Raw genomic sequence first — 21,614 nt, 5'->3', positions numbered from 1 at the left:
TAGGTGTATTAACGAACAACAACGCCCTCACCCGCAAAGGTGATGGCAATCAAAAAAGGGCTGATGTGTTCGTCAGCTATTGCTGGTCCGATTCTGCCAGGTCATCTTGCTCCTGGCCCAAGAGCGATAATTCCAACAATGCGTATCGGTGCTCAACGTAGTTATGAACGTTGTTTGCGACCGCCAGTTTGAACAGTGCCGTAGCGCTGTCCTTGTCCCCCAGACTTAGGTAGTACTTACCTAAATAGAAGTTGGTTTCACTGAGATGCTCAGCGAGCGAGGTGTTATCCGTTGCGTCTGCCTTCAGACGGGTCATTAGCTCTTTTTCGCTAATGTCGCCAAGGTAGAACCCGACAATGTTCCATCCCCATTGTTCTTTATCCGACTTGTCTAAGCGCTGTCTCAGTGCTTCAAGCGCCTGCTTCTCATCGAGCTGACGCTCGGCGAGATAAAGCCACAGGCTTCGGAAAGGATCATTGGGATCGTCTTGATAAAACGCCAGCAGATCATCTTGCGCTAACTTAGCACGACCGCCGTAATACAGGGCGATGCCGCGATTTAAGTGCGCGTAGTTGTAAGTTGGATCAAGCTCAAGTACAGAATCAAACGCTTCATAGGCAGCATCAAAATTGCCTGCCTGCGTTAAATAAATGCCTAAGTAATTGAATACTTCAGGCATATCCGGTCGGATTGCCAGCGCTTGTGAAAAATCATTTCGCGCTAATGCCCTCAGACCGAGACTATCATACAACACTCCGCGCTCATATAAAAGCTGTGCGCGTTCGTCATCGGTTAAAGCCCGACTGGCAAGAATTTGTTCCATGCGCGCCAGAATCACTTCTTGCTGCAAAGTCGGTTGCAATGGCACCGCGAGGACTGCGTCCTTACGCCAGGCAGAGTTGCTGCATCCTGCCAGCGTGAGAGCTGTCGCCACGAAACACCAGCGCAAAAAAGGCTTCATTTCCCACTCCCGAAGACAACGATTGGATGAACGTCCAGTTCCCCGGCTGCAAACAGGGCGTCCTGCCCGTAATGCGCCCTCCGCTATGCGGAGGGCAAACGGCAACCTTACTCGCCCTGCTGTTCGGCAGCCGGAGCTTCCGGCGCAGCCGCAGGCTGAGTTTGTTCAGTTGCTTCTTTGATGCTCAGACGGACACGGCCCTGACGGTCAACTTCCAGAACCTTAACCGGCACTTCCTGACCCATCTGCAGATAGTCGGTCACTTTCTCAACGCGCTTGTCGGCGATCTGAGAGATGTGAACCAGGCCTTCTTTACCGCCGCCAATGGCAACAAACGCGCCAAAGTCAACGATGCGGGTCACTTTACCGTTATAGATACGGCCAACTTCGATCTCAGCGGTGATCTCTTCGATACGACGAATCGCGTGCTGCGCTTTGTCGCCATCGGTTGCTGCGATTTTAACGGTACCGTCATCTTCGATTTCGATAGTGGTGCCGGTCTCTTCGGTCAGCGCGCGGATAACGGAGCCGCCCTTACCGATAACGTCTTTAATTTTGTCCGGGCTGATTTTGATCGTGTGGATACGCGGTGCGAATTCGGAGATATCGCCGCGCGGCGCGTTAATCGCCTGTTCCATCACGCCCAGGATGTGCAGACGCGCACCTTTAGCCTGGTTCAGAGCAACCTGCATGATCTCTTTGGTGATACCTTCAATTTTGATATCCATCTGCAGCGCAGAGATACCTTCGCGGGAACCCGCTACTTTGAAGTCCATATCGCCCAGGTGATCTTCATCGCCCAGAATGTCAGACAGTACGACGAAGTTGTCGCCTTCCTTCACCAGACCCATTGCGATACCCGCAACGGCGGCTTTCACCGGCACGCCTGCGTCCATCAGCGCCAGAGAAGCGCCACAGACGGAAGCCATGGAGGAGGAACCGTTAGATTCGGTGATTTCAGAAACCACGCGAACGGTGTACGGGAACTCTTCGATAGTCGGCATAACGGCCAGGACGCCGCGCTTAGCCAGACGACCGTGACCGATTTCACGACGCTTCGGAGAACCGACCATTCCCGTTTCGCCTACGGAGTACGGAGGGAAGTTATAGTGGAACAGGAAGGAATCCGTGCGCTCGCCCATCAGCTCATCGATGTTCTGCGCGTCGCGTGCGGTACCCAGGGTCGCGGTAACCAGCGCCTGAGTTTCGCCACGAGTAAAGAGTGCGGAACCGTGGGTACGCGGCAGAACGCCGGTGCGAACGTCCAGACCACGAATCATATCTTTTTCACGACCATCGATACGCGGCTCACCGGCCAGTACGCGGCTACGCACCACGTTTTTCTCGATTGCGTGCAGGATTTCACCCAGTTCGTTAGCGTCCAGGGATTCATCTTCCGCAACCAGGGTCGCGATAGTTTCAGATTTGATCGCATCAACCTGAGCATAACGCTCCTGTTTGTCGGTGATACGGTAAGCATCGCTCAGGCGAGATTCAGCCAGCGCGGCAACGCGCGCGTTCAGCGCCGCATCAACCACTTCCGGCTGCCAGTCCCAACGCGGTTTACCGGCTTCTTTCACCAGGTCGTTGATGTTCTGAATAACAATCTGCTGCTGGTCGTGACCAAACACGACCGCGCCCAGCATCTGGTCTTCGCTCAGCAGTTCAGCTTCGGATTCAACCATCAGTACTGCGGCTTCGGTACCTGCAACAACCAGATCCAGTTTGCTGGACTTCAGCTCTTCCTGGGTCGGGTTCAGCACGTACTGGTCATTAATATAACCGACGCGAGCGGCGCCAATTGGGCCGTTGAACGGAATACCGGATAGGGACAGGGCTGCGGAAGCGCCAATCATCGCGACGATATCCGGGTTAACCTGCGGGTTAACGGAAACCACGGTCGCAATAACCTGAACTTCGTTGACAAAACCTTCCGGGAACAGCGGGCGAACCGGGCGGTCAATCAGACGCGCGATCAGGGTTTCGCCTTCACTCGGACGGCCTTCACGACGGAAGAAACCACCCGGGATTTTACCTGCAGCGTAGGTACGCTCTTGATAGTTAACGGTCAGCGGGAAGAAATCCTGGCCTGGTTTCGCTTTTTTCTGGCCCACAACGGTAACGAATACCGCGGTGTCATCCATGCTAACCATAACGGCGGCAGTTGCCTGGCGCGCCATCATGCCGGTCTCCAGGGTTACGGTATGTTGGCCGTACTGGAATTTACGAACGATCGGATTAAGCAAAATTCTATCCTTATATCTATAGATGATGTCAAATCCACGATAAGACATCGTATGACCCGATCTTCTGCATCCTCGCGACTAATGACAACCTTTACCCGCCCCTGCGAGTCAAGCCTCTCATTAGCCGCGCGAACCTCTGCATGAAGATCATTAATAGCAACAATACATGAGTTTTTAATGAATTGCTGCCGCCCGGTCGAAAAAAGGGGCCGTGAGGCCCCTTCTTCTGAAACTCGCAGAATTAGCGACGCAGACCCAGACGCTCGATCAGCGCAGAGTAACGTGCAACATCTTTACGTTTCAGGTAGTCGAGCAGTTTACGACGCTGAGAAACCATGCGCAGCAGACCACGACGGCTGTGGTGATCTTTTTTGTGCTCTGCAAAGTGACCCTGCAGGTGGTTGATCTGTGCAGTCAGCAGTGCAACCTGAACTTCAGTAGAACCGCTGTCGTTTTCGCCACGACCGAACTCAGAAACGATTTTTGCTTTAGCTTCAACGCTTAGAGACATTTTCGAACTCCAAAATTAAAAGAAAGAAAGGGTGCCGATCTCTAATTCAGCAACCCCTGATATAACGCTCGCAAATGTTAAATCACTTTGGCGAGCGTTAAGCGGCGATATTCTACTCGCAGCAGCCTTTTATCGCAAGGAAAGCGCTCAGGCAGGGTATTCAACCACCAGACGACGAGGCGCAACGCGGCCTTCATCATCAATTTCACCCATACCAAGAAACTTCTCTTCCGCGCCTTCCGTGACGCGAACCAGCCCCTGTAGCGGCGCGCCCGATGTACGAACCGGGTTACCGTTTTTAAAGTAGACGGCTGAGGTTTCCGGAATATTAATCAACGGGTAATCCGAAGCCGGACTGTCCATCGGCATCAGCAGCGGGTCCAGCAGCTGAGCGGCGGGAATATCCTGCGCATTGGCCTGCTCGACCAGCGCCTGCAGTTGCTCCAGCGTCACCATTCGTTCGACAGGATATTTACTGACCGCCAGGCGACGGAGAAAAGTGACGTGCGCGCCGCATCCTAGTTTCTCGCCTAAATCATCAATAATCGTGCGAATGTAGGTGCCTTTCGAGCAGTGGATTTCCAGCTCAAGCTCGCTACCCTCATGACGAATAAATAGCAGTTCGTATACCGTAATCGGCCGGGATTCACGCGGTACTTCAATGCCCTGGCGGGCATATTCGTACAGCTTTTTGCCCTGGTATTTCAACGCCGAATACATCGACGGTATCTGCTGAGTTTCGCCGCGGAAGCCGTCAAGCGCGGCTGCCAGCTGCTCCGGGCTAAAAGCCAGCGGACGCTCTTCCACCACCTGGCCATCGGCATCAGAGGTATCGGTGCGCTGGCCGAGCTTTGCAATCACGCGGTAGCGCTTGTCAGAATCGAGCAGATACTGGGAAAACTTTGTCGCTTCCCCGAGGCAAATCGGCAGCATACCGGTCGCCAGCGGATCCAGCGCGCCCGTGTGCCCTGCCCGGTTGGCGTTATAAAGCCGTTTGACTTTCTGCAACACGTCGTTGCTGGATGCGCCTTGCGGTTTATCCAGCAACAGAACGCCGTGCACATCGCGGCCGCGACGACGAGGACGACTCATTAGTCCTCCTTGCTGTCGTCCGGGTTCACACGACGCTCATCGTCATGTTTCACCACGCTGGTGACCAGATTCGACATGCGCATCCCTTCGACTAACGAATTATCGTAGAAAAACGTCAGTTCAGGCACGATACGCAGGCGCATCGCTTTGCCCAGCAGCGAGCGAATAAAACCAGACGCTTCCTGCAAAGCCTTGATGCCCGCTTTCACGGCGGCTTCGTCTTTATCGTTCAGGAAGGTCACAAACACTTTGGCATAGGCCAGATCGCGGGACATTTCGACACCTGAAACCGTGGTCATCATGCCCAGACGCGGGTCTTTAATTTCGCGCTGCAGGATGATTGCGATCTCTTTTTGCATCTCCTGGGCCACACGCTGCGGGCGACCAAATTCTTTCGCCATAATAAATTCTCCAGACAAATAAGGGGGCCACGCGGCCCCCTTTAATTTTGTATAACCGGGTGGCGCTGCGCTTCCCCGGCCTACTAAACGATTAATCGATGGTACGTTGAATCTCGATGATTTCGAACACTTCGATCATATCGCCGACGCGAACGTCGTTGTAGTTCTTAACGCCGATACCACATTCCATGCCGTTACGGACTTCGTTAACGTCATCTTTAAAGCGGCGCAGGGATTCCAGCTCGCCTTCATAGATAACCACGTTGTCGCGCAGAACGCGGATTGGGTTGTGACGCTTAATCGTACCTTCGGTGACCATACAGCCCGCGATGGCGCCGAATTTCGGCGATTTGAACACATCACGCACTTCAGCCAGACCGATGATCTGCTGTTTCAGTTCCGGAGACAGCATGCCGCTCATCGCTGCTTTCACTTCGTCGATCAAATGGTAGATGACGGAGTAGTAGCGCAGATCCAGGCTTTCCGCGTCGATAACTTTACGCGCAGATGCGTCAGCACGAACGTTAAAGCCAACCAGAATCGCGTTGGATGCGGCCGCCAGGGTTGCGTCGGTTTCGGTGATACCACCTACGCCGGAACCAATGATCTTCACTTTCACTTCGTCGGTAGACAGTTTCAGCAAGGAGTCGGAGATCGCTTCCACAGAACCCTGAACGTCCGCTTTGAGGACGATGTTCACTTCGTGAACTTCGCCTTCAGTCATGTTGGCGAACATGTTCTCCAGCTTAGATTTCTGCTGACGAGCCAGTTTAACTTCACGGAATTTGCCCTGACGATACAGCGCAACTTCACGCGCTTTCTTCTCGTCACGCACGACGGTCACTTCGTCACCGGCAGCCGGTACGCCAGACAGGCCGAGGATTTCCACCGGAATGGATGGACCCGCTTCCAGCACTTCCAGACCCAGTTCGTTACGCATCGCACGAACGCGACCGTATTCGAAACCGCACAGGACGATGTCGCCTTTATGCAGCGTACCTTCGCGTACCAGAACGGTTGCAACCGGACCACGACCTTTATCGAGGAAGGATTCGATCACCGCGCCGCTCGCCATACCGTTGCGAACCGCTTTCAGCTCCAGAACTTCCGCCTGCAGCAGAATAGCATTCAGCAGATCGTCAATACCGGTACCGGCTTTAGCGGATACAGGGATGAACTGCGCTTCGCCGCCCCACTCTTCCGGCATAACGCCGTACTGAGACAGTTCGTTTTTAACGCGATCCAGGTCAGCTTCCGGCTTATCGATTTTGTTCACCGCAACGACCAGAGGTACCTGCGCCGCTTTCGCGTGCTGGATAGCTTCGATGGTCTGCGGCATCACGCCGTCGTCTGCCGCCACAACCAGAACCACGATATCCGTCGCCTGCGCACCACGAGCACGCATAGAGGTAAACGCGGCGTGGCCCGGGGTATCCAGGAAGGTGATCATACCGTTGTCGGTTTCAACATGGTACGCACCGATGTGCTGGGTGATGCCGCCCGCTTCGCCAGAGGCCACTTTCGTTGAACGAATGTAGTCCAGCAGAGAGGTTTTACCGTGGTCAACGTGACCCATGATGGTCACTACCGGTGCGCGCGGTTCAGCCGCTGCGCCGGTGTCACGGTCGCTCATTACCGCTTCTTCCAGCTCGTTTTCACGACGCAGGATAACCTTGTGGCCCATCTCTTCGGCAACCAGCTGCGCGGTTTCCTGGTCGATGACCTGGTTGATGGTCGCCATGGCGCCCAGTTTCATCATCGCTTTGATGACCTGAGAACCTTTGACGGCCATCTTGTTGGCCAGATCGCCAACGGTGATGGTTTCGCCGATAATGACATCACGGTTAACCGCCTGAGCCGGCTTCTGGAAACCTTGCTGCAGAGCAGAACCTTTACGATGCTTACCGCCTTTACCGCCGCGAACGGCCGCACGGGCTTCTTCACGATCGGCTTTCGATTCAGCGTGTTTATTGCCTTTCTTCGCCGGGCGCGCTGCTTTCGCATTACGTCCGCGGCCGCGACCGCCTTCAACTTCACGATCGTTGTCGTCTTCAGCCTGACGAGCATGCTGAGAAGTCGTTACGTGATAGTCAGTGGTCTCTTCAGGCGTTTCTGGCGCTTCAGTCCAGTTCTTTTCATTTTCTTGAGCCATACGGCGTGCTTCTTCCGCTACACGGCGCGCTTCTTCTTCAAGTTTGCGGCGTGCTTCTTCTTCCGATTTGCGCTTGAGCTCCGCTGCTTCATTTTCGCGGCGTTGCTTTTCAGCCTGGGCGGTTTTGGTCATATCGTCGGTTTGTTGATTGCTCACTTTGTCTTTTTCCGCGGCTTCACGTTTCGCTTTATCGGCGAGTTCACGTTTCGCTTGTTCTGCGGCCTCACGTTCAGCTTTTAATTGCGCCTCGCGTTTGGCTGATTCTTCAGCTTCACGACGGGCTTGCTCTTCCGCTTCACGCTGCGCCTGCTCTTCCGCGGCAAGGCGTTCGGCCTCTTGCGGATCGCGTTTCACAAAGGTGCGTTTCTTGCGGACTTCGATTTGTACCGATTTGCTCTTTCCACCGGTACCCGGAATATTTAACGTGCTGCGCGTTTTGCGCTGCAGCGTCAGCTTGTCGGGCGCCGAGCCGTGTTCACGGTTCAGGTGCGTCAACAAGGTTTGCTTCTCTTGCGCGGTCACAGAATCATCAGCCGATTTGCGGATCCCTGCATCAGCAAACTGCTGTATCAGGCGATCCACAGAGGTCTGAATCTCTGAGGCCAGCGCTTTAATGGTCACATCTGTCATGCTGTTCCTTCCTGCTACAGTTTATTACGCTTCGTCGCCGAACCAACAAATATTACGAGCGGCCATGATAAGTTCTCCGGCTTTCTCGTCGGTCAAGCCTTCGATATCAGCCAGATCATCAATGCCCTGCTCGGCGAGATCTTCCAGCGTACAAACACCACGGGCGGCCAGGGTGAATGCCAGAGCGCGATCCATACCTTCGAGATTCAAAAGATCGTCGGCAGGTTTGCTGTCTCCCAGGCTCTCTTCTTTGGCCAGCGCCAGCGTGGTCAGCGCGTTTTTCGCCCGCTCACGAAGTGCTTCAACGGTTGCTTCATCCAGACCGTCGATTTCCAGCAGTTCCTTCATTGGCACATAGGCCAGTTCTTCCAGAGTGGCGAAACCTTCTTCAACCAGCAGCGTGGCGAAATCTTCATCAATATCAAGATATTTAGTGAAGGTATCAATCGCTGCATGGGCTTCGGCCTGATGCTTAGCCTGGAGGTCGTCAACGGTCATGACGTTGAGTTCCCAGCCGCTGAGCTGAGATGCCAGACGTACGTTCTGACCGTTACGGCCAATGGCCTGCGCCAGGTTGCCCGCTTCGACTGCGATATCCATGGTGTGCTTGTCTTCATCTACCACGATAGATGCGACGTCAGCCGGAGCCATGGCGTTAATCACGAACTGCGCCGGGTTATCGTCCCACAGCACGATATCGATACGCTCGCCGCCCAGTTCAGTCGAGACAGCCTGAACGCGCGCGCCGCGCATACCGACGCAGGCGCCAACCGGATCGATACGCTTGTCGTTAGTTTTAACGGCGATTTTGGCACGAGAGCCAGGATCGCGAGCCGCCGCTTTAATTTCGAGAACTTCTTCACCAATTTCCGGTACTTCAATGCGGAACAGTTCAACCAGCATTTCCGGCTTGGAGCGAGTCACGAACAGCTGCGCGCCGCGCGCTTCCGGACGAACTGCGTACAGTACGCCGCGGATACGGTCACCCGGACGGAAGTTCTCGCGCGGCAGCATATCTTCACGCAGGATCACGGCTTCAGCGTTGTTGCCCAGATCCAGCGTAATGTTGTCGCGGTTCACTTTCTTCACTACGCCCGTGATGATTTCACCTTCGTGCTCACGGAACTGATCGACGACCATCGCACGTTCGGCTTCACGTACTTTTTGTACGATAACCTGCTTGGCGGTCTGCGTAGTGATACGGTCAAAGGTGACAGATTCAATCTGGTCTTCGACGTAATCGCCAGGATTCATGCTTTCATCTTCGTAGCGCGCAGCTTCCAGCGTGATTTCGCGCGTCGGCTGAGTGACTTCTTCAACTACCAACCAGCGACGGAAAGTATCGAAATCACCGCTTTTGCGATCGATTTCTACGCGCACGTCGATCTCTTGCTCATATTTTTTCTTGGTAGCCGTCGCTAACGCACTTTCCAACGCTTCGAAAATTTTCTCACGCGGCAGCGCCTTTTCGTTGGAAACGGCTTCAACAACAGCCAAAATTTCTTTGTTCATCGGGGCCTTTCACCTCAATCCAGACTGTTAAAAGTGGGGAACCAGGTTCGCCTTCTGGATGTTACTCAGCGCGAACACTTCATCTTTGCCTTCGACGGTTACCGTGATCATCTCACCGTCTACCGCTTTGATAAGGCCCTGCCATTTGCGTCGGTTCTGTACCGCCATGCGCAAAACCAGCGAAACTTCTTCACCAATGAAACGCTCATAGTGCTCGGCGGTGAACATGGGACGATCGAGACCAGGGGAAGAGACTTCCAGGTTATAAGCGACTGTAATCGGGTCTTCGACGTCCATGACAGCACTGACCTGGTGGCTCACATCAGCACAATCATCAACATTGATGCCATCGTCACTATCAATATAGATGCGCAGTGTGGACGTGCGACCGCGAATAAATTCGATGCCGACCAGCTCAAAGCCAAGCGCTTCAACTGGCGCAGTGAGCATCTCTGTTAATTTTTGCTCTAATGTGGACAAACCCACCCCCAAGACATAAAAAAAGGGCGTATAGCCCAGTTATTCTGAAGTCAGATAACAAAAAACCCCGATAAATCGGGGCTTTAGATAACTGAACCCTGAGATCGCAACTGCGATCTGGAACACTTTCCAGAAGAATTCTTTCAAATTCGTCTACGAAGGACCCGGTCCTCACAGTATATTTGAAAAAGTACTTAATGGGAAAGTGGTTGCGGGGGCCGGATTTGAACCGACGACCTTCGGGTTATGAGCCCGACGAGCTACCAGGCTGCTCCACCCCGCGCCTGAAACGTGGCATATTTTACTCGTTTTGAGCAAAAGACGCAAATACTGCTGGGATTTGGTACCGAGAGACGGGACATAAAATCGTAGTGAATTGTATTGATACTTCATATATTTTGTCAACATGAATTTCACATTGCAGGTTTCGGTTCATGCTGGTATTTCAGGCTTTTTTGGCAAAAATAGGCTCTGCCTCTTCCTGTCGCCAGCAAAAGATGATTAAATGAAAACTCACAATTAATGCATAAACATGCAATAAAGATTGTTGAGTTGAACTCACCACAGTCTATCTAGCAGGGTTTTATTTTATGACGACGATTCTCAAGCATCTCCCGGTAGGCCAACGTATTGGTATTGCTTTTTCTGGTGGGCTGGATACCAGCGCCGCGCTGCTGTGGATGCGTAAAAAGGGTGCAGTCCCTTATGCATATACTGCAAACCTGGGACAGCCAGACGAAGACGATTACGATGCCATTCCTCGTCGTGCCAAAGAATATGGTGCTGAAGGGGCTCGTCTGATCGATTGCCGTAAACAGCTGGTTGCCGAAGGCATTGCCGCGATTCAGTGCGGAGCATTTCATAACACCACCGGCGGATTAACCTACTTTAACACCACCCCGCTGGGCCGCGCGGTGACCGGTACCATGCTGGTCGCTGCCATGAAGGAAGACGGCGTCAATATCTGGGGCGATGGCAGTACCTATAAAGGTAACGATATTGAACGTTTCTATCGCTACGGCCTGCTGACCAATGCTGAGCTGAAAATTTACAAACCATGGCTGGATAGCGACTTTATCGACGAGCTGGGCGGCCGTCAGGAGATGTCAGAGTTTATGATTTCCTGCGGATTTGACTATAAAATGTCCGTAGAAAAAGCCTACTCAACCGACTCCAATATGCTGGGCGCCACACACGAAGCGAAAGATCTCGAGTTCCTGAACTCCAGCGTCAAGATTGTGAACCCGATTATGGGCGTCAAGTTCTGGGACGAAAGCGTCAAAATCCCGGCGGAAGAAGTCACCGTTCGCTTTGAACAGGGCCACCCGGTTGCGCTGAACGGACAAACCTTTAGCGATGACGTTGAACTGATGCTGGAAGCTAACCGCATCGGCGGCCGCCATGGTCTGGGTATGAGCGATCAGATCGAAAACCGTATCATCGAAGCGAAGAGCCGCGGCATTTATGAAGCCCCGGGCATGGCGCTGCTGCATATCGCCTACGAGCGTCTGCTGACCGGTATTCACAATGAAGATACCATCGAGCAATATCATGCGCACGGTCGTCAGCTGGGTCGTCTGCTGTATCAGGGGCGCTGGTTCGATTCCCAGGCGCTGATGCTGCGCGACGGACTGCAGCGCTGGGTGGCTAGCCAAATCACCGGCGAAGTGACGCTTGAACTGCGTCGCGGCAACGACTACTCCATCCTCAATACCGTCTCTGATAATCTGACCTATAAAGCAGAGCGTCTGACGATGGAAAAAGGTGACTCGATGTTCTCCGCCGAGGACCGTATCGGCCAGCTGACGATGCGCAACCTGGATATCACCGATACCCGCGATAAGCTATTTGGCTACGCGCAGTCCGGACTGCTGACCGCCTCTTCCGCCACCGGCTTGCCGCAGGTAGAAAATCTGGAAAGTAAATCTAAGTAACGTTCCAGAGAAAATAGTGAAGGCCGCGCGAGCGGCCTTTTTTATGCAGAAATATCCGCGCCAAAGCGACGTGGAATATCCGGCACTGATGCTGCCGTTCACCTTTCTCTGGACGAAAAAAAGACGCTTTTCAGCGTCTTTTTTTAAGAAATTGGTACCGAGGATGGGACTCGAACCCACAAGCCCGTTAGGGCACTACCACCTCAAGGTAGCGTGTCTACCAATTCCACCACCTCGGTACGGATACTACTTATCAGTGCGGGATATCGCTGCTCGGCTGCGCCGGAGCTGTCGGCTGAGTTTGCTCAGTTTTCGGAGCGCTCAGATTATCCCACTCACTTCCTTTATTGGTCTTGTTGCTGTTGATATTGCCCAGCGCCAGACTGATGATGAAGAACAGCGCAGCCAGGATACCAGTCATGCGGGTCATAAAATTACCTGAACCGCTGGATCCAAACAGAGTGCCGGAAGCGCCTGCTCCGAAGGAGGCTCCCATATCAGCGCCTTTACCTTGCTGCAGCATAATCAGACCAACAAGGCCAATCGCCACAATAAGGAAAACAACTAAAAGAGCTTCGTACATAATCAACCTGTTCCTTGCGGATTTGCCGCATACCAAGTGCTTCGACCAATAAAGCGGGACGTTTCAACGTTTCCCACTGAAGCGGGTGTGAATACTAACCAAAGCGAATGACCTTCGCAAGGGCAATTTCAGCGCATTGTATCAAGTGCGGAAAAAAACAGCAAAAAGCGATTTATTGTCGACTAAAAAGGCGGCAAGCGTCGCCTTTTTAGTCACTTAGCAAGAGAGATTAAACGCTTTTCACCGCATCAGCGATACGGTGGGCAAATTCGTGCACCTGTTCTTCATGCTCGCCTTCCACCATAACGCGAATCAGCGGCTCAGTGCCTGATTTACGCAGCAGTACGCGGCCCCGATTCCCCAGCGCCGCTTCCACTTCTGCCGTTACCGCTTTGACGTGCTCATGTTCCAGCGGGTTACCGCTACCTTCCGTAAAGCGAACGTTAACCAGAAGCTGCGGGAACATTTTCATTCCGCTGCACAGGTCGTGCAGGCTCATATGGTTACGCACCATTGCCGCCACAACCTGCAGGCTGGCGACAATCCCATCACCCGTAGTGGTTTTATCCAGTAAGATCACATGACCGGAGTTTTCCGCGCCAATGCGCCAGCCCTTCTCCTGCAGCTTCTCCAGCACATAGCGGTCGCCCACTTTGGCGCGAACAAAAGGAATACCCAGCTGTTTGAGCGCCAGTTCGAGACCCATATTGCTCATCAGCGTCCCGACAGCGCCGCCCCGCAGCTGCCCCTGACGCAGGCCCTCACGGGCAATGATATAGAGGATCTGGTCACCGTCGACTTTGTTGCCTTCATGGTCCACCATAATGACCCGATCGCCATCGCCATCGTAAGCAATGCCCAGATCGGCCTTTTCCGCCAGCACGCGCGCCTGCAGAGCACGAACGTCCGTCGCCCCGACTTCTTCATTGATGTTGAGACCATCAGGCTCACAGCCCATCGCAATGACCTGAGCGCCCAACTCGCGGAAAACGTTCGGCGCAATGTGATATGTCGCCCCGTGAGCGCAATCGACCACCACTTTTAAAGAGTTGAGGCTCAGCTCGTTCGGGAAAGTGCCTTTGCAAAACTCGATATAACGACCGGCAGCGTCGACGATACGGCTGGCTTTACCCAGCTCGGCGGAATCCACGCAGGTGAGTTCTTTTTCCATTTCAGCTTCAATGGCTTCCTCTACCTCATCAGGAAGCTTCGTGCCCTCGATAGAGAAGAATTTGATGCCGTTGTCATAGAACGGATTATGCGAAGCGGAAATCACAATCCCGGCTTCCGCGCGGAAGGTGCGCGTCAGATAGGCAATTGCCGGCGTTGGCATCGGGCCGGTAAAAGAAGCGGATAATCCCGCGGCGGCCAGGCCAGCCTCCAGCGCGGACTCCAGCATATAGCCTGAAATACGGGTATCTTTACCAATAATAATCTTCCGTGAGCCGTGCCTTGCCAGTACCTTACCTGCCGCCCAGCCCAGCTTTAACACAAATTCTGGCGTTATTGGCGCATCGCCTACGCGGCCACGAATACCATCCGTACCAAAATATTTGCGGTTACTCATAACGTTTATTTTCCTTAGCGGCCAGGGTAGCTTCCACCACGCGCAGCGCTTCTACCGTTTCTTTGACATCATGGACGCGAATTATCTGCGCGCCCTGCATTGCAGCAATGACAGCACAGGCCAGGCTGCCACTCAGGCGCTCCGTCGGCCCGACATTAAGCAACTGACCTACCATCGACTTACGCGACATACCTACCAGCAGCGGAAGACCAAAATGATGGAACTCTCCAAGTCGGGCAAGCAGTTCATAATTATGAGAAAGATTTTTACCGAAACCGAATCCCGGGTCGAGCAACAATTTATCTTTTGCGATACCGGCCCGTTCGCAGCGCACAATATGTTCGACAAAAAAGCGCTCAACGTCAGCAAACACGTCCGCGTACTTCGGCGCGTCCTGCATTGTCTTCGGCTGACCCTGCATATGCATCAGACATACCGGCAAGCCCGTTTCAGCCGCAGCCTCCAGCGCTCCCGGTTCGGTCAGCGAACGGATATCATTGATGATATGCGCGCCAACACGCGCCGACTCGCGAATCACTTCCGGTTTTGAGGTATCAACGGAGATCCAGACCTCAAAGCGCTGGGCAATCGCCTCCACCGTCGGAATGACTCGCGCCAGTTCTTCCTCGACGCTGACATCCGCAGCCCCCGGACGCGTCGACTCCCCACCGATATCAATGATAGTCGCCCCGGCATTGATCATCAGATTGGCGTGTTTAACGGCTTCGACCAGCGTGTTGTGAGTCCCGCCGTCAGAGAAAGAATCAGGAGTAACGTTAAGAATACCCATCACATGTGGATGAGAGAGATCGAGGGTTGAGCCCTGGGCTACAAGTTTCATCGCTAAATCCCTGAGTCAGAGAAAGGTTGAAAAAGAAAAACCCCGGAGCATACGCTCAGGGGTTTTAAAAAGTACAACAGCGTCAATAACGGCTAACTTATTTGTCGCCCAGCTGTTCTGACATGGTATTGCCCGGGTTTGGCGTACGCGGTTCATCGACCGGACGCGGAGCACGAGGGGTGCCATTGTTGTCAGAATTGTTGGATGAACCCGGTTCTTCCCAGCCAGCTGGGGGGCGAACATCGCGGCGAGCCATCAGGTCATCAATCTGCGGGGCGTCGATGGTTTCATATTTCATGAGCGCATCTTTCATCGCGTGCAGGATGTCCATGTTATCGTTCAGGAGCTGGCGTGCACGATTGTAGTTACGCTCAATCAGTGACTTCACTTCCTGGTCGATAATACGCGCCGTTTCATCGGACATATGCTTCGCTTTCGCGACGCTGCGGCCAAGGAAAACTTCACCTTCTTCTTCGGCATACAGCAGCGGGCCGAGTTTGTCAGAGAAGCCCCACTGGGTGACCATGTTACGCGCCAGGTTAGTCGCGACTTTAATGTCGTTCGACGCGCCGGTAGAAACATGCTCTACGCCGTAGATAATCTCTTCCGCCAGACGACCGCCGTACAGGGTTGAAATCTGGCTTTCCAGCTTCTGACGGCTGGCGCTGATCGCGTCGCCTTCAGGCAGGAAGAAGGTGACACCCAGTGCGCGACCGCGCGGGATAATCGTCACTTTGTGCACCGGATCGTGTTCCGGCACCAGGCGGCCAATAATCGCATGGCCCGCTTCGTGATATGCGGTGGACTCTTTCTGCGCTTCCGTCATCACCATGGAGCGACGTTCCGCACCCATCATGATTTTGTCTTTCGCTTTCTCGAATTCAACCATCGATACAACGCGCTTGTTGCCACGAGCCGCAAACAGCGCCGCTTCGTTCACCAGGTTTGCCAGGTCAGCACCGGAGAAGCCCGGCGTACCGCGGGCAATAATTGCCGCGTCGATATCCGGCGCCAGCGGTACGCGGCGCATATGCACTTTCAGAATCTGTTCGCGACCGCGAACGTCCGGCAGACCTACCACAACCTGACGGTCAAAGCGGCCTGGACGCAGCAGCGCAGGGTCAAGAACGTCCGGGCGGTTGGTTGCCGCGATAACGATGATACCTTCGTTACCCTCAAAGCCGTCCATCTCAACCAGCATCTGGTTCAGGGTCTGTTCACGTTCATCGTGACCGCCACCTAAGCCCGCACCACGCTGGCGGCCCACGGCGTCGATTTCATCGATAAAGATGATGCACGGAGCCGCTTTCTTGGCCTGTTCGAACATGTCACGCACGCGGGATGCACCGACACCAACGAACATTTCAACGAAGTCAGAACCGGAAATCGTAAAAAATGGAACCTTAGCTTCACCCGCGATGGCTTTTGCCAGCAAGGTTTTACCGGTACCCGGAGGGCCGACCATCAGGACGCCTTTCGGGATTTTACCGCCCAGCTTCTGGAAACGGCTCGGCTCGCGCAGGTATTCAACCAGTTCAGCCACTTCTTCTTTCGCTTCGTCACAACCGGCGACGTCGGCAAAAGTGGTTTTGATCTGGTCTTCCGTCAGCATACGCGCCTTACTCTTACCGAACGACATGGCACCTTTGCCACCGCCGCCCTGCATCTGGCGCATAAAGAAGATCCAGACGCCGATAAGAAGCAGCATCGGGAACCAGGAGATGAAGATAGAAGCCAGCAGGCTCGGCTCTTCTGGCGGCTCACCAACCACCTTGACGTTTTTAGTCAGAAGGTTATCAAGCAGCTTAGGATCGTTCACCGGGATGTAGGTCGTGTAACGGTTACTATCTTTCTTGGTAACGTTTATCTCACGTCCGTTGATACGCGCTTCGCGAACCTGGTCCTGATTGACCTCCTGCAGGAAGGTAGAATAATCCACCTTGCGGCCATTCGACTCGCTGGGCCCAAAGCTCTGGAATACTGACATCAGCACAACGGCAATGACCAGCCAGAGTATTAGGTTTTTCGCCATGTCACTCAAGGGATTAACCTCATATTACAACTGTGTTAAAAACAGCGTCAGGATACTCTATATCCAGCGTCTTTCAAACTTTCGTTTGAAATCTGCCGGTTATGGTTTACGCCCGGTCGCTACAATATACACTTCACGCGAACGGGCGCGAGAAGAGTCCGGCTTACGAACTTTGACCTTCGTAAACAGGGAGCGAATCTCTCTTAGATACTCATCGAAGCCTTCGCCCTGGAACACCTTCACTACAAAACTACCACCTGGCGCTAAGACATCACGAGCCATTCCAAGCGCCAGTTCCACCAGATACATGGCCCGGGGAATATCCACCGCCGGTGTTCCACACATATTTGGCGCCATATCGGACATGACAACTTGTACTTTACTGTCACCTACACGCTCAAGTAACGCTTTCAGGACTAATTCATCACGAAAGTCGCCCTGAAGGAAGTCCACACCAACGATTGGATCCATAGGTAGAAGATCGCAAGCAATGATGCGGCCGCTGTTACCGATCTGCGTAACCGCGTATTGCGACCAGCCACCGGGTGCAGCGCCGAGGTCAACTATCGTCATCCCCGGTTTAAAAATCTTGTCACTTTGCTGTATTTCATCAAGTTTAAACCAGGCACGGGAACGTAACCCCTTTTTCTGTGCCTGCTGAACATATTTATCGCTAAAGTGTTCCTGAAGCCAACGACTTGAGCTGGCAGAACGCTTTTTACCTGTCATTTAACATTCCCATTTCGGGTTCATCGTACTTCGCGACGTAAAAATCGACGCGGTAGTTTGGCGATATATGGGAGATGGCGGTAGAATGAACCGTTTTCAATCCCAACGTAAGCAAAAAAATACGATGAATCTGAGTACTAAACAAAAACAGCACCTGAAAGGTCTGGCACATCCGCTCAAGCCGGTAGTTATGCTTGGCAACAATGGTTTGACCGAAGGGGTACTGGCCGAGATTGAACAAGCGTTAGAGCACCATGAACTTATCAAGGTGAAGATCGCCTCGGAAGATCGCGAAACTAAAACCTTGATCGTGGAAGCTATCGTGCGCGAAACCGGCGCCTGTAATGTACAGGTCATCGGTAAAACGCTGGTTCTGTACCGCCCGACTAAAGAGCGTAAAATCTCGCTGCCACGCTAAGAATATCCTGGTTATCGACACAACTTTGTGTAAATCGAGGGTTTTCTGCGGGTAGACGAGCAAAATGCCATGCTCCGGACGCTGATAAAAGGCCGCTACGCGGCCTTTTTCCTTTCTTTACAATCCATCAACATCGTAGCGTTAAATTCGGATTAAAGGTACTCAACCTTCAGAATTTCGAATTCGACTTCACCGCCCGGTGTACGGATTACCACAACATCATCCTGCTCTTTACCGATTAAACCACGTGCAATCGGTGAGTTAACAGAGATCAGATTTTGCTTAAAATCGGCCTCATCATCGCCGACGATACGATAAGTTTGCTCTTCATCCGTATCGAGATTCAGAACGCTGACCGTCGAACCAAAAATCACCCGGCCATTGTTAGGCATTTTAGTGATGTCGATAACCTGCGCGTTCGACAGCTTTGCTTCAATATCCTTAATGCGGCCTTCACAGAAGCCCTGCTGTTCGCGGGCAGCATGATACTCAGCATTTTCTTTCAGATCGCCGTGCTCGCGCGCATCAGCGATGGCCGCGATGATTTCAGGACGACGTACGGACTTCAGGAAATCCAGTTCTTCGCGCAGTTTTTCAGCGCCACGTAAGGTCATCGGAATAGCTTGCATTTGTTATACCTCTTTTCATTCCTTCATGGAGCAGACAACACCGCTCCGCAGCCGGTCAAGACTTGAGCAGGGCCGGAGCAAAAGAAAACCGACCCGGAAAGTCATCCCCAGGTCAGCAGCAATTTTCAATTTGATACGTATTTTACCCTGAAGTTCACTATGGGTCATCGTTTACTTTACAGGGCGATGCACCGTAGTATGACGGACTGGTTTCAGGCTGTTAGCGCGAGATTATGCGATTTCCCAGATTTATCATCGGATTGACCGCCGGTATAGCGTTTAGCGCTCAGGCGGCGAATATTGACGAGTACATCAACCAGCTTCCTGCGGGCGCAAACCTTGCCTTTATGGCGCAGAAGGTGGGATCCCCAACGCCGGAGATAGACTATCATAGCCAGCAGATGGCGCTTCCGGCCAGCACCCAAAAGGTGATAACCGCACTTGCTGCGCTGCTGCAGCTGGGTCCGGACTTCCGCTTCACCACCACGCTGGAAACGAAAGGCAGTCTCGATGGCGGTGTCCTGAAAGGCGACCTCATTGCGCGCTTTGGCGGCGATCCTACCCTTCGGCGTCAGGATATTCGTAATATGGTGGCCACGCTGAAGAAAGCCGGCGTCCAGCGAATTGAAGGTAATGTCCTGATCGATACCTCCATCTTCGCCAGCCATGACAAAGCGCCGGGCTGGCCCTGGAATGATATGACGCAGTGCTTTAGCGCCCCGCCGGCGGCAGCTATTGTCGATCGAAACTGTTTCTCCATCTCGCTCTATAGCGCGCAAAAACCGGGCGATCTGGCGTTTATCCGCGTGGCGTCTTACTACCCGGTGACCATGTTCAGCCAGGTACGAACGCTGGCGCGCGGCTCTTCTGAAGCACAGTACTGTGAGCTTGACGTGGTTCCCGGCGATCTGAACCGATACACCCTGACCGGCTGTCTGCCGCAGCGCAGCGAACCGCTGCCGCTGGCTTTCGCCATCCAGGATGGCGCCAGCTACGCCGGTGCGATTCTGAAAGCGGAGCTGACCGATGCCGACATCACCTGGAGCGGCACGCTGCTGCGTCAGACGCTGGCGAACGATCCGGGTACCGTACTGGCGAGCACCCAATCTGCACCGCTGCACGATCTGCTGCGTATTATGTTGAAAAAATCGGACAACATGATCGCCGATACGGTATTCCGCACCATTGGGCATGCCCGCTTCAGCGTACCGGGTACCTGGCGAGCCGGATCCGATGCCGTACGGCAGATCCTGCGCCAGCAGGCCGGTGTCGATCTCGGCAATACCATTATTGCCGATGGCTCAGGTCTATCGCGCCATAACCTCATCGCGCCAGCCACGATGATGCAGGTGCTGCAGTACATCGCCCAGCACGATAACGAGCTCAACTTTATCTCGATGCTGCCTCTGGCCGGCCACGACGGTTCTCTGCAATACCGTGCGGGTCTGCATCAGGCTGGCGTTGATGGCAAAGTTTCGGCGAAAACGGGTTCACTGCAAGGGGTGTATAACCTGGCCGGTTTCATCACTACCGCCAGCGGCCAGAAGATTGCGTTCGTGCAATATTTGTCTGGCTACGCCGTGCCTCCGGCCGACCAGCGTAATCGCCGCATTCCGCTGGTGCGCTTCGAAAGCCGATTGTACAAGGACCTGTACCAGAACAACTAAAAGCAAAAGGGCCGCATCATATGCGGCCCTTTTTGTGTACCCGGAATTAACGCTTGTAGATGAATTCGACGCCTTCTTCGTCGTCTTCGTCCCAATCGTCATCCCAGTCTTCATCATCTTCCACTTCAGCTTCTTCAAGCTGCTGACGATGATAGTCGTCCCACATAAACTCGACTTTTTCGGCCGGCTTCGCTTCTTCCGCATGGACAATCGGGTTTTCGATGATAAAGGTCATCACGTCCCAGCACAGGTCTTTTACGCCCTGCTGACTGGCCGCCGAAATCAGATAGAATTTATCTTCCCAGCCCAGCGCCTGCGCGATAGCTTTCGCTTTCGCTTCCGCCTCAGCTTTATCCATCAGGTCAATCTTGTTAAAGACTAGCCAGCGCGGCTTAGAAGCCAGCTTCTCACTGTATTTTTCCAGCTCACCGATAATAATCCGCGCGTTCTCAACCGGATCGGAGCCGTCAATCGGCTCGATATCGATGAGATGCAGCAGCACGCGGCAGCGCTCCAGGTGCTTCAGGAAGCGAATACCGAGGCCTGCGCCTTCCGCTGCGCCTTCAATCAGCCCAGGGATATCCGCCACCACAAAGCTCTTCTCGTTATCCATACGCACCACGCCGAGGCTTGGCACCAGCGTCGTAAACGGATAGTCAGCGACTTTAGGCTTGGCAGCGGAAACGGCACGAATAAAGGTCGATTTACCCGCATTCGGCATCCCCAGCATCCCGACGTCCGCCAGCAGCATCAGCTCCAGTTGGAGATCGCGCTTATCGCCCGGCGTCCCCATCGTCTTTTGACGCGGAGTACGGTTTACGGACGATTTGAAACGGGTGTTACCCAGACCGTGCCAGCCGCCTTTGGCGACCATCAGACGCTGACCGTGCTTGGTCATATCGCCCATCGTCTCGCCGGTCCCCTGGTCGATTACACGGGTTCCTACCGGCACTTTCACCGTCACGTCTTTACCGCGTTTACCGGTACAGTCGCGGCTCTGGCCGTTTTGCCCGCGCTCGGCGCGGAAAGACTTCTCAAAACGATAGTCGATCAGGGTGTTCAGGTTTTCGTCCGCTTCAAGCCAGACGTCGCCGCCATCACCACCGTCACCGCCGTCCGGGCCGCCTCTCGGGATATATTTTTCGCGGCGGAAGCTAACGCAACCATTGCCGCCATCGCCTGCTACGACCAGGATCGTTGCTTCATCAACAAACTTCATTTTACTCTCC

18 protein-coding genes and 2 tRNA genes are annotated in these 21,614 nt (G+C 53.7%); 3 read left to right on the top strand and 17 right to left on the bottom strand.

Translation table 11 applies throughout. The annotated features are described in order from the left end of the window. Window positions 1-76: 76 nt before the first annotated feature. The 9 genes from nlpI to ACE3MN_RS02765 form a co-directional block, all read right to left on the bottom strand. Window positions 77-961: a lipoprotein NlpI gene (nlpI, locus tag ACE3MN_RS02805; protein WP_004139820.1), complete on the bottom strand. Its 885-nt coding sequence runs from the start codon at window positions 959-961 to the stop codon at window positions 77-79. Between the two features lie 107 nt (window positions 962-1,068). Further along, the gene (pnp, locus tag ACE3MN_RS02800) at window positions 1,069-3,207 is read right to left on the bottom strand and encodes a polyribonucleotide nucleotidyltransferase (protein ID WP_004139819.1); all 2,139 of its coding nucleotides are present in this window, start codon (window positions 3,205-3,207) and stop codon (window positions 1,069-1,071) included. Window positions 3,208-3,448: 241 nt separating this feature from the next. Beyond that, a complete protein-coding gene (gene rpsO, locus ACE3MN_RS02795) occupies window positions 3,449-3,718 on the bottom strand; it encodes a 30S ribosomal protein S15 (protein ID WP_002918244.1) in 270 nt (89 codons plus the stop codon). Between the two features lie 147 nt (window positions 3,719-3,865). Then, the gene (gene truB / locus ACE3MN_RS02790; RefSeq protein ID WP_024358750.1) at window positions 3,866-4,810 is read right to left on the bottom strand and encodes a tRNA pseudouridine(55) synthase TruB; all 945 of its coding nucleotides are present in this window, start codon (window positions 4,808-4,810) and stop codon (window positions 3,866-3,868) included. Further along, on the bottom strand, window positions 4,810-5,211 hold the full coding sequence (rbfA, locus tag ACE3MN_RS02785) for a 30S ribosome-binding factor RbfA (protein ID WP_004106092.1): 402 nt from the start codon (window positions 5,209-5,211) through the stop codon (window positions 4,810-4,812). The genes truB and rbfA overlap by 1 nt, the downstream gene beginning before the upstream one ends. A gap of 91 nt (window positions 5,212-5,302) precedes the next feature. After that, complete coding sequence (gene infB / locus ACE3MN_RS02780; RefSeq protein ID WP_004125655.1) at window positions 5,303-7,993, bottom strand: translation initiation factor IF-2; 2,691 nt, start codon at window positions 7,991-7,993, stop codon at window positions 5,303-5,305. Between the two features lie 24 nt (window positions 7,994-8,017). Beyond that, the gene (nusA, locus tag ACE3MN_RS02775; protein WP_004125657.1) at window positions 8,018-9,505 is read right to left on the bottom strand and encodes a transcription termination factor NusA; all 1,488 of its coding nucleotides are present in this window, start codon (window positions 9,503-9,505) and stop codon (window positions 8,018-8,020) included. Window positions 9,506-9,532: 27 nt separating this feature from the next. Next, a complete protein-coding gene (gene rimP, locus ACE3MN_RS02770; protein ID WP_004139810.1) occupies window positions 9,533-9,985 on the bottom strand; it encodes a ribosome maturation factor RimP in 453 nt (150 codons plus the stop codon). A 206-nt stretch (window positions 9,986-10,191) separates the two neighbouring features. Beyond that, window positions 10,192-10,268, bottom strand: a tRNA-Met gene (locus ACE3MN_RS02765). Between the two features lie 307 nt (window positions 10,269-10,575). On the opposite strand from ACE3MN_RS02765, the gene argG reads away from it, so the two are divergent. Then, window positions 10,576-11,919 (top strand): argininosuccinate synthase, encoded by a 1,344-nt coding sequence (gene argG / locus ACE3MN_RS02760; protein WP_004139807.1) that lies wholly within the window; start codon window positions 10,576-10,578, stop codon window positions 11,917-11,919. Window positions 11,920-12,071: 152 nt separating this feature from the next. On the opposite strand, the gene ACE3MN_RS02755 is transcribed toward argG, so the two are convergent. From ACE3MN_RS02755 to rlmE, 6 genes are all read right to left on the bottom strand, one after another. Then, window positions 12,072-12,158, bottom strand: a tRNA-Leu gene (locus ACE3MN_RS02755). A 14-nt stretch (window positions 12,159-12,172) separates the two neighbouring features. Continuing rightward, window positions 12,173-12,502 (bottom strand): preprotein translocase subunit SecG, encoded by a 330-nt coding sequence (secG, locus tag ACE3MN_RS02750; RefSeq protein ID WP_004106103.1) that lies wholly within the window; start codon window positions 12,500-12,502, stop codon window positions 12,173-12,175. A gap of 229 nt (window positions 12,503-12,731) precedes the next feature. Continuing rightward, complete coding sequence (gene glmM / locus ACE3MN_RS02745; RefSeq protein WP_024358752.1) at window positions 12,732-14,069, bottom strand: phosphoglucosamine mutase; 1,338 nt, start codon at window positions 14,067-14,069, stop codon at window positions 12,732-12,734. Then, window positions 14,062-14,910, bottom strand: coding sequence for a dihydropteroate synthase (gene folP, locus ACE3MN_RS02740; protein WP_004125673.1), 849 nt, complete (start codon window positions 14,908-14,910; stop codon window positions 14,062-14,064). The genes glmM and folP overlap by 8 nt, the downstream gene beginning before the upstream one ends. 97 nt (window positions 14,911-15,007) lie before the next feature. Further along, window positions 15,008-16,942 (bottom strand): ATP-dependent zinc metalloprotease FtsH, encoded by a 1,935-nt coding sequence (gene ftsH / locus ACE3MN_RS02735; protein ID WP_004139802.1) that lies wholly within the window; start codon window positions 16,940-16,942, stop codon window positions 15,008-15,010. A 99-nt stretch (window positions 16,943-17,041) separates the two neighbouring features. Continuing rightward, window positions 17,042-17,671: a 23S rRNA (uridine(2552)-2'-O)-methyltransferase RlmE gene (gene rlmE, locus ACE3MN_RS02730; RefSeq protein WP_004106110.1), complete on the bottom strand. Its 630-nt coding sequence runs from the start codon at window positions 17,669-17,671 to the stop codon at window positions 17,042-17,044. Between the two features lie 124 nt (window positions 17,672-17,795). On the opposite strand from rlmE, the gene yhbY reads away from it, so the two are divergent. Beyond that, window positions 17,796-18,089 (top strand): ribosome assembly RNA-binding protein YhbY, encoded by a 294-nt coding sequence (gene yhbY, locus ACE3MN_RS02725; RefSeq protein ID WP_004139797.1) that lies wholly within the window; start codon window positions 17,796-17,798, stop codon window positions 18,087-18,089. A 152-nt stretch (window positions 18,090-18,241) separates the two neighbouring features. Here yhbY and greA read toward each other — a convergent pair whose 3' ends face one another. Next, window positions 18,242-18,718, bottom strand: a complete 477-nt coding sequence (greA, locus tag ACE3MN_RS02720; protein WP_004125674.1) for a transcription elongation factor GreA — start codon at window positions 18,716-18,718, stop codon at window positions 18,242-18,244. 233 nt (window positions 18,719-18,951) lie between these two features. Between greA and dacB the strand changes: the two genes are divergently transcribed. Further along, on the top strand, window positions 18,952-20,385 hold the full coding sequence (gene dacB, locus ACE3MN_RS02715) for a serine-type D-Ala-D-Ala carboxypeptidase (RefSeq protein ID WP_024358753.1): 1,434 nt from the start codon (window positions 18,952-18,954) through the stop codon (window positions 20,383-20,385). Window positions 20,386-20,431: 46 nt separating this feature from the next. Here dacB and cgtA read toward each other — a convergent pair whose 3' ends face one another. Further along, window positions 20,432-21,604, bottom strand: a complete 1,173-nt coding sequence (gene cgtA / locus ACE3MN_RS02710; RefSeq protein ID WP_004125676.1) for an Obg family GTPase CgtA — start codon at window positions 21,602-21,604, stop codon at window positions 20,432-20,434. Window positions 21,605-21,614 lie beyond the last annotated feature (10 nt).

Origin of the sequence: Klebsiella grimontii, from assembly GCF_042137965.1 — a bacterium.
Taxonomy (GTDB): Bacteria; Pseudomonadota; Gammaproteobacteria; order Enterobacterales; family Enterobacteriaceae; genus Klebsiella; species Klebsiella grimontii.
The sequence above is the reverse complement of the archived record's forward strand: the minus strand, read 5'-3'. Positions and strand labels throughout refer to the sequence as shown.